The organism is Streptomyces sp. NPDC051051 (genome assembly GCF_040682975.1).
GTDB lineage: Bacteria > Actinomycetota > Actinomycetes > Streptomycetales > Streptomycetaceae > Streptomyces.
This window is the reverse complement of sequence record NZ_JBFBCB010000106.1, coordinates 1-8,484: the sequence shown is the minus strand read 5'-3', so window position 1 is coordinate 8,484 and position 8,484 is coordinate 1. Positions and strand designations below refer to the sequence as shown.

Annotated in this window: 7 protein-coding genes; 3 read left to right on the top strand and 4 right to left on the bottom strand. The window is 74.0% G+C overall.

All coding sequences use genetic code 11. The annotated features are described in order from the left end of the window. Positions 1 to 64 precede the first annotated feature (64 nt). Together AB0N31_RS35915 and AB0N31_RS35910 are read right to left on the bottom strand one after the other, a co-directional pair. Positions 65 to 943 carry a universal stress protein gene (locus AB0N31_RS35915; RefSeq protein ID WP_366062742.1) on the bottom strand — a complete coding sequence of 293 codons (879 nt, stop codon included), beginning with the start codon at positions 941 to 943 and terminating at the stop codon, positions 65 to 67. Between the two features lie 109 nt (positions 944 to 1,052). Then, on the bottom strand, positions 1,053 to 1,682 hold the full coding sequence (locus tag AB0N31_RS35910) for a hypothetical protein (RefSeq protein ID WP_366062741.1): 630 nt from the start codon (positions 1,680 to 1,682) through the stop codon (positions 1,053 to 1,055). Between the two features lie 319 nt (positions 1,683 to 2,001). On the opposite strand from AB0N31_RS35910, the gene AB0N31_RS35905 reads away from it, so the two are divergent. Then, positions 2,002 to 2,991, top strand: a complete 990-nt coding sequence (locus AB0N31_RS35905) for a hypothetical protein (protein WP_366062740.1) — start codon at positions 2,002 to 2,004, stop codon at positions 2,989 to 2,991. Positions 2,992 to 3,193: 202 nt separating this feature from the next. On the opposite strand, the gene AB0N31_RS35900 is transcribed toward AB0N31_RS35905, so the two are convergent. Both AB0N31_RS35900 and gap read right to left on the bottom strand, forming a co-directional pair. Continuing rightward, positions 3,194 to 4,903, bottom strand: a complete 1,710-nt coding sequence (locus AB0N31_RS35900) for a GAF domain-containing sensor histidine kinase (protein ID WP_366062744.1) — start codon at positions 4,901 to 4,903, stop codon at positions 3,194 to 3,196. A 160-nt stretch (positions 4,904 to 5,063) separates the two neighbouring features. Continuing rightward, positions 5,064 to 6,092, bottom strand: a complete 1,029-nt coding sequence (gene gap, locus AB0N31_RS35895) for a type I glyceraldehyde-3-phosphate dehydrogenase (RefSeq protein ID WP_366062739.1) — start codon at positions 6,090 to 6,092, stop codon at positions 5,064 to 5,066. Positions 6,093 to 6,373: 281 nt separating this feature from the next. Between gap and AB0N31_RS35890 the strand changes: the two genes are divergently transcribed. Both AB0N31_RS35890 and adhP read left to right on the top strand, forming a co-directional pair. Beyond that, positions 6,374 to 7,279, top strand: a complete 906-nt coding sequence (locus tag AB0N31_RS35890) for a universal stress protein (protein ID WP_366062738.1) — start codon at positions 6,374 to 6,376, stop codon at positions 7,277 to 7,279. A gap of 79 nt (positions 7,280 to 7,358) precedes the next feature. After that, on the top strand, positions 7,359 to 8,381 hold the full coding sequence (adhP, locus tag AB0N31_RS35885) for an alcohol dehydrogenase AdhP (protein WP_366062737.1): 1,023 nt from the start codon (positions 7,359 to 7,361) through the stop codon (positions 8,379 to 8,381). Positions 8,382 to 8,484 lie beyond the last annotated feature (103 nt).

Sequence of the window (8,484 nt, the reverse complement as noted above, 5' to 3'; positions counted from 1 at the left end):
GGAGAGCGCCTTGGCGATCTCGACGATCTGCTGGTCCGCGATGGACAGACCGCGCCGGGGCACCTCAGTCGTGCGGGACGACCGCGACGGGAGCGGTGCAGTGGTGCAGCACCGCGTGGGTGACATGGCCGACGTGCGTGCCGGGTCCACGGCGGCGGATCCGGCGGCCCACCACCACGAGCCGGGCGTCGCGGGACGCCTCCACCAGCTGTGCGGCCGGGCTGCCGTACCGGGACTCGGCCGTGATCTCCAGGTCCGGGAACTTCTCCCGCCAGGGGTGGAGCATCTCGGTCAGCGCGGTGGACTCGTACTGGGCGAGCGTCTCGTGGAGGCCGGGGTCGGCCGCCAGTGCGTAGGCGTAGGAGGGCTTCGGGCTCCAGCCGTGGACGACGCGTACGGCGGCGCCGCGGCGGACCGCCTCGGTCAGGGCGAACTCGATCAGCGCCTCGCTCGGCCGGCCGGTGTCCAGACCCAGTACGACCGGCCCGTGCGCGTCGCCCGTGCCGTGCCCGTCGGCGGGTTCGGGGGCGCGGACCAGGACCACCGGCCGTTCGGCGTGCGCCACGACGGCGAGGCCGACCGAGCCGACCAGGAAGCCGCCGAGCCCGCTCATCCCGCGCGAGCCGAGCACCAGCAGTTCCGCCTCGGCGGCCGCCCGGCACAGCTCCTCGGCCGGGCGGCCGGAGAGCTGCTCGGTCCGGACGTCGAGACCGGGGTGCCGCAGACGCAGTTCCTCGGCGGCCTCGCGCGGGATTCTCCCGGTCCAGTGCCGGCTGGTCCCGGCGTCGGGGAGGGGGTCCTGCGCCATGGGCTGCGGAAGGGGCTCCCAGACCTGGACGAGCCGGAGCGGCAGGGTGCGCAGCCGCGCCTCCCCGGCCGCCCACTCGGCGGCGGCGCGGCTCTCGCGGGATCCGTCGAAACCTACGGTGACGGTGTGGGACATGGTGTGCGTCTCCTGGGTGAGGGGCCGGGCCGGCCGGCCGCGGGGGTGGTGGGGTCGGGGTCTCACTGCCGCGGCGGGCCCGGTCGGGGGCCCGCCGCGTGCGGCGCGCTCAGCGCAGCCAGCCGTTGTCGCGCACGAACGGGAGGGCGGCCCAGCGGCGGCCGGCGCCGAGGGTGTCCCCGGCGGAGGCGGCGGCCAGGGCGATCAGGACGAGGGCGTAGACGAGGTGGTGGTCGGCGAAGGGGTTCGTCGACATGCTCGGCGCGCCGTCCGAGAGGTGCTGGGCCGGCGGCCACTCCGCCATCCACATCAGCGCCATCATCGCGGTTCCCGCCACCGCGGCGAGCCGCAGGCCGATCCCCGCGACCAGTGCCGCGCCCACGCCCAGGAGGCCGAGCATGAACAGCCGGTCCGCCCAGGCGGCACCGGCCCAGGAGTGGAACGTCGACTCCAGCGGCCCGGCCGCGACACCGCTGAGGAACCCCTTCGTCGGCGAGCCGCCGTCGATCCAGCCCTTGCCGGAACCGGTGGCGTAGCCGAGGCCGAAGGTCTTGTCGAGGAAGGCCCACAGGAAGACGAACCCCATCAGGATCCGCAGGCTCCCCAGGAGGCGGGCCCGCACGGTGTGCGTGCCCTCGAGTGCCGACTCGGCGGTCCCGGGCGCCGTGGCCGCACGGCCCCTGCGGAACGACGGCAGGTGAAGACCCGCGGTGCGGTGAGCGTGCTCGTGCACGGCCATGGCGGTGTTCCCTTCGGAGGCGGTCCGGTCGGTCCCGGACACCACTCACTGTGCTGTGCCGGGCCGCCCCCACCGAGTGCCGAAGGGCCGCGGCCGAAGGGCTGAACGTCCCCCGGTCAAGGGCCTGTTCGGCGGCGGGCGTACGGCAGAGGGGCGAGCACGGCGCGGTCCGCCGCGGCCGACCGGCCGGCGCGGACAGGGCCGTCCGGAGCCGGGCAGGGCCACTCGGCCCCTGGCCTTCGCGCTCCCCCGACACCACGCTGAGCCAGGACGACGACCGGCACCGCCCACGGCACGTGCGGGTCGGAAAGGAGTTCCGATGAGCACGACGACTCTCGACGTTCCCGTCCTGGAGAGGCTGATCGCCGCCGCCGCGGCGGCGCCCTCCGTCCACAACACCCAGCCCTGGCGCTTCCGGTACGTCCCGGAGACCCGGACGGTGGAGATCCGGGCCGCCACGGAACGGGGCCTGCGCCACCTCGACCCCACGGGGCGTGCCCTGCACCTCTCGGTCGGCTGCGCCGTCCTCAACCTGCGCGTGGCGGCCGCCCATCACGGCCATGAACCCGTCACGCGGCTGCTCCCCCGTCCCGGTCGACCGGATCTCCTCGCCACCGTCCGCCTTGCCCGGCCGGCCCGCGGTACCTCGGCACCCGACCTGCACGACGCCGTGTGGCGCCGGCACAGCAGCCGGTTCCCGTTCTCCGACCGGCCCTTGCCCGGGCACCTCCTGGCCGAACTCGCCGAAGCGGCCCGGGCGGAGGGTGCCTTCCTGCGCTTCCCCGAGCCGCAGGAGACCGACCACGTGCTGCGGCTCACGCGGGAGGCAGAACGCCGCAACACGGTGGACGCCGACCGCGCGGCCGAGAGCCGGCACTGGGTCCGGGCCGCGGAACCCTCGGCGGTGGGCATGCGGGAGGGGGTCCTGGGCCTCCAGGACTTCCTGGACCGGGTACCGATGCGGGACTTCGGCGCCCACCGGCACCCGGCCGTCCTCGCGGCCCGCCCGTACGAGGCGCGTCCGCAGCTCGCCCTGCTGTCCACGGCGCACGACCGGCGCGCGGACTGGCTGCGCGCCGGCCAGGCGCTGGAGCACGTCCTGCTGTTGGCCACCGCCCACGGCACCCGGGCCTCGTTGCTGCACCAGGCCCTCGAATGGCCGGACCTGCGCGCACAGTTGGGGTCGCTCGGCGACGAGCGGCGCGGCCACGCGCAGATGGTGATCCGGCTCGGGTACGGCCCCGACGGACCGGCCTCACCGCGCCGCGCGGTGGAGGAGGTCATGGACGTCGCGCGCGTGCCGCTGTGATCCGCCGGGGTGGTGAGGACGGCCCGACGGGGCCGCGCGGAGGGCCGTAGGTGCCGTGCGGAGGGCCGTCGGCGCGGTGCGGGAGGCGGCCGGAGCCGCCGGTGCGGTGCGGAGGGACGAGGGGGCTCCCGTGCCTCGCACGGACGACTCGGCGGGCCTGCCCGGACGTCTCCGTCCGGACAGGCCCGCCGCCGTGTCGTGGTCAGCCGGCCGCCGGACTCTCCGTCTCCCGCAGCGGGGCGTGCCACACGAGCTCCGTGCCGCCGCCCTCCCGGTCGGTGTGTTCCATGTCCCCGCCGAGCTTCCTGGCCCGCTCCGCCATGTTGGTGAGGCCGCTGCGGCGGCCTTCCGCCGGGATGCCCACACCGTTGTCGGTGACCGTGAGGCGGACCTGCTTGCCGTCGGTCTCCAGCACGACCTCGGCGCGGTCGGCGCCGGCGTGCCGGGCGATGTTGGTCAGGGACTCGGACAGGACGGCCACGATGTGGTCGGCGGTGTCCTTCGGCACGTGGGTGTCGAGCAGTCCCTCCATGCGGACGCCGGGTGCGAAACCGAGGACGGGCGCGGCCTCTCCGACCACCCGGACCGCTCGGGCCCGCAGGCCGGGCGCCGCCTCGTCGCCGCGGGTGCGCAGACCGAAGATCGTCGACCGGATGATCTTGATGGTCTCGTCGAGGTCGTCCACCGCCCTCAGCACCCGCTCGGAAGCACCCGAGTGCTCGATGAAACGGCCCGCGCTCTGCAGCGTCATACCGGTGGCGAACAGCCGCTGGATGGCCAGGTCGTGGAGGTCCCGGGCGATCCGGTCGCGGTCCTCGAGCAGCACGATCTGCTCGGCGTCCTGACGGCGTTCGGCCAGCTCCATGGCGACGGCCGCCTGGGCGGCGAAGACCCGCAGCGGTGCCATCTCCTTCTCGGTGAACTCGTTGCCGCCCGTCTCCCGGACCAGCAGCACCACACCGCGGGCGCTCTCGCCGGAGCCGATGGGGACGGCCACGGCCGGACCCAGCCCCGTGAACCGCGGGGGGCCCGCCGAAGTCCGGTCGTCCTGGGCGATGTCCGCGCTGGTCACCGGCGTGTCCCGGGCGAAGGCCTGGCCGATGAGGCTGCCTTCCTGGGGCAGTACGAGGCCCCGGTGCGCTTCCGCTTCCGGGCCGATGGCCAGTTCCACGGCGAGGGAGTCGGTGCCCTGCATCGGGATCGCCAGCACGGCGAGTGCCGCGCCGGTGATCTCCCGTGCCTGTTCGGCGATGAGCGCGAGGACGTCGCCCTGCTCGCTGCCGGACATCAGCCGGTGGGTGATCTCGGCGTTGGCCTGGAGCCAGCGCTCGCGCAGCCGGGACTCCTCGTAGAGCCGGGCGTTGTCGATGGCGACGCCCGCCGCGACGGCCAGCGTCGACAGCACCGCCTCGTCCTCCTCGTCGAACTGCAGCCCGCCGCGTTTCTCGGTCAGGTACAGGTTGCCGAAGACCTGCTCGCGCACCCTGATGGGGACGCCGAGGAAGGAGTTCATCGGCGGGTGGTTCGCGGGAAAGCCGTACGAGGCGGAATGTTCGGAGAGTTTCGCCAGGCGCAGGGGCTCGGGGTGCCGGATCAGCTCTCCGAGGATGCCGTGGCCCTCCGGGTACGGGCCGATGCGCGCGATCTGTTCGTCGCTGACGCCGACCGTGTGGAACGCCGACAGCCGGCGCCCGTCCGGGCCGATCACGCCCAGTGCGGCGTACTCGGCGTCGACGAGGGCCGCGGCGGCCTCGACGATGCTGTGCAGCGCCTGCTCGAGGTCCAGCTCCCGGCCCACCGAGAGCACTGCCTCCAGCAGGCTGTGGACGCGGTCCCGGGTGCCGCGGGCCGCGTCCAGGCGGGCCTGCAACTCCTCCAGGAGCTCGTCCAGCCGTAGCTGGGGCAGCCGCATCCGGGCCTGCTCCCCCTCGGGGCTTCCCACCCGTTCTCCTCCCGCTCTCCGCCTGTGACCGGCCGTGGTACCGCTTCGCTTCGCCTGCCACGGTAGCGGTGGGCGCCACAGGAGGATACGGGATCGTTTCGTCGTGGGGGGAAGCCCCGAGGGGTGATCGTCAGTCGCGGGGCAGGCGGGCGGCGACGTACTCGGTGAGGTCGAGCAACCGGTTGGTGTAGCCCCACTCGTTGTCGTACCAGCCGAAGACCTTCACCAGGTCGCCGTGGACCTGGGTCAACGGGGCGTCCAGGACGCAGGAGGCGGGGTCGCCGACGACGTCCCGGGAGACGATCGGGGCGTCGGAGACCCTCAGGACGCCCTTGAGCGGTCCGGCGGCGGCCTCCCGGTAGGCGGCGTTGACCTCGTCCGCGGTCACGGGGCGTTCGAGGACCATGGTCAGGTCGGTGAGGGAGCCGTCCTCGACCGGGACGCGCACCGCGCTGCCGTCGAGGGTGCCGGCCAGCTCGGGCAGGACCAGGCCGACGGCGCGGGCGGCCCCGGTGCTGGTGGGGATGATGTTCACGGCGGCGCTGCGGCCGCGGCGCAGGTCCTTGTGCGGGCCGTCGAGGACCACCTGGTCGTTGGTGTAGCCGTGGATGGTGGTCATCAGCCCCTTGACGACGCCGAAGTGCTCGTCGAGCACCTTCACCATGGGGGCCACGCAGTTGGTGGTGCACGAGGCGTTGGAGACCACGTGGTGCCGTCGCGCGTCGTACGTGCCTTCGTTGACGCCCATGACGACGGTGGCGTCGACGTCCTTGCCGGGCACGGACAGCAGCACCTTGCGCGCGCCCGCCGACAGGTGCCGGCCCGCCTGCTCGCGGGTGCGGAAGCGGCCGGTCGACTCGATGACGATGTCGACGCCGAGGTCGCCCCAGGCGAGGGCGGCCGGGTCGCGCTCGGCGCTCACGGCCACGCGGTGGCCGTCGACGGTCAGCGAGGTGTCGTCGTGGTCGACGGGCCGGCCGAGGCGGCCGTACGTCGAGTCGTACGTCAGCAGATGAGCCAGCGCCGCCGGCGAGGTGACGTCGTTGACGGCCACCACCTCCACGGGTGTTCCGCTGCCCGCCTCGGCGCGTTCCAGCAGGCACCGCAGGTAGTTGCGTCCGATGCGGCCGAACCCGTTGATCCCCACGCGTACGGTCATGTCCGTCGTCCTCCCCGATGGGTCGTCCCTGTCCGGTGCTCCCCGGACGCCGTGTCAGCCTCCCGTCCGCGGGCGGGGCGGGACTTGGGCCGTAGGGGGGCCGGCGGCGGGCCGTTCGGCCCTGCGCCGGGCGGCGTGGCCGGGCGTCCGGTCCGGCCGCGCCGCCCGGCGCCGGGACGATAGGGCCGGTCGGCCCGCGCCGGGGACCTGCGGCCCCTGCTCCGGGCGGCCTCCGCTGCCGCATGGTGGAAGCAGAAGCCCAGTCCAGGAGGCAGAACACCATGGTCCGCACTGTTGTCGCGGGTATCGACGGATCGTCCGAGAGCAACGCCGCCGCGCAGTGGGCGGCACGTGAGGCGCGGTTGCGCGGCCTGCCGCTGACGCTGGTGCACGTGTGGCAGCCGGTGCCGGAGCCGATGGCCCAGGCGCCGCTGCTCGGCGCCGAGACGCAGGCGCACTGGAGCGAGCGCATCCCGCGTGAGACGGCCGAGGGCCTGCGGCTGCGCCACCCCGGCGTCGAGATCACGCAGCGGCAACTGACCGGCACGCCCGCCGACGTGCTGGCGGACGCCGCGAAGGATGCCGAACTGCTCGTCCTCGGCTCCCGTGCCCTCGGCGGGCTCGGCGGCTTCCTGGTCGGCTCGGTGGGCCTGGCGGCCGTCGCGCACACCGATGTCCCGGTGGTGCTCGTCCGGGCCGGCGGGCAGGCCGCCGACGAGCGCGTCGCGGATCCGGCCGGCGCCCCGTCCGCGGCGGCCCCGTACCGCCCGGTCGTGCTCGGCCTGGACGTGGCCGAGCCCGACGACGCCGTCCTCGGCTTCGCCTTCGAGGAGGCCGACCGCCGCGGCACCGCCCTGCGCGTGGTGCACGCGTGGACGCTGGCGCCGTACTACGTCTACAGCCTGCCCGTGGCGCCCGAGATCGGTGCCGAGCTCGGCCGGCAGGAAGCCGCCGCTCTGGCCGAGGTGCTGCGCCCCTGGCGTACGAAGTACCCGGACGTCGAGGTCGTCGAGATCTCCCGCCTGGGCAGCGCGGCCGACCGCGTACTGGACGCCGCCCGCGAGGCCTCGCTCGTCGTCGTGGGCCGCCGGATCCGCCGCAGCCCGCTGGGCGCCCACATCGGCCCGGTCGCGCACGCCGTCCTGCACCACTCCACGGCCCCCGTCGCCGTCGTCGCGCACCCCTGACACCGCACGGTCCACGGCGCACCGGCGCATCCAGCACAGACAGCACAGACAGCACAGACAGCACAGAGGAGAAGAAGCCATGAAGGCAGCGGTCGTTCGAGCGTTCGGTGAACCCCTGGTCATCGAGGAGCGTCCGGACCCCGAGCCCGGTCCGGGTCAGATCCGGGTCCGGGTGGAGGCGTCCGGGCTGTGCCACACCGACATCCACGCCGCGCACGGTGACTGGCCGGTCAAGCCCAACCCGCCGTTCGTGCCCGGCCACGAGGGCGTCGGCCTGGTCGAGGAGCTCGGCGAGGGCGTCACCCACCTGTCCGTCGGGCAGCGGGTCGCCGTGCCCTGGCTGGGCAGGGCCTGCGGACGGTGCGAGCACTGCCTGTCCGGCTGGGAGACCCTGTGCGAGCAGCAGATCAACACCGGCTACGGCTGCGACGGCGGATACGCCGAGAAGATGCTGGCCTGGGCCGACTTCGCCCAGCCGGTGCCCGAGGGCATCACCGCCCTGGAGGCCGCGCCGCTGACCTGCGCGGGCGTGACCACCTACAAGGCGCTCAAGGTCGCCGACGTGAAGCCCACCCAGCTCGTCGCCGTCTCCGGCGTCGGCGGGCTCGGCCACCTGGCCGTGCAGTACGCCAAGATCGCCGGTGCCACCGTCGCCGCGATCGACGTCACCGACGACAAGCTCCAGCTCGCCAAGGACCTCGGCGCCGACATCGTCATCGACGCCCGGGTGGAGAACGTCGGCGAGGTGCTCAAGCGGCACGGCGGCGCCCACGCGGCCATCGCGCTCGCGGTGAACGACGCGGCCTTCGAAGCCGTCAACGCCGGGCTGCGACGCGGCGGCAAGCTGGTGATGGTGGCCCTGCCGGCACACGGCACGGTCCGCGTGCCGATCTTCGACACCGTCCTCAACGGCACCTCGGTGATCGGCTCCATCGTCGGCACCCGTCAGGACCTCGCCGAGGTCTTCCAACTGCACGCCGCCGGACGCACCAAGGTCATCTACGAGACCCGTCCCCTCGCCTCCGTCAACGAATCCATCGACGAGGTGCTGCGCGGCCAGGTCAAGGCCCGCATCGTCTTCGACCTCGGCGCGGGGCGGTGACGACTGCGCGACGCATCCGGTCGTCGGTGCGGACGGTTCGGTTTACAGGTGGTGCATGGCTGTCGTCAGCTCGTGTCGTGAGATGTTGGGTTAAGTCCCGCAA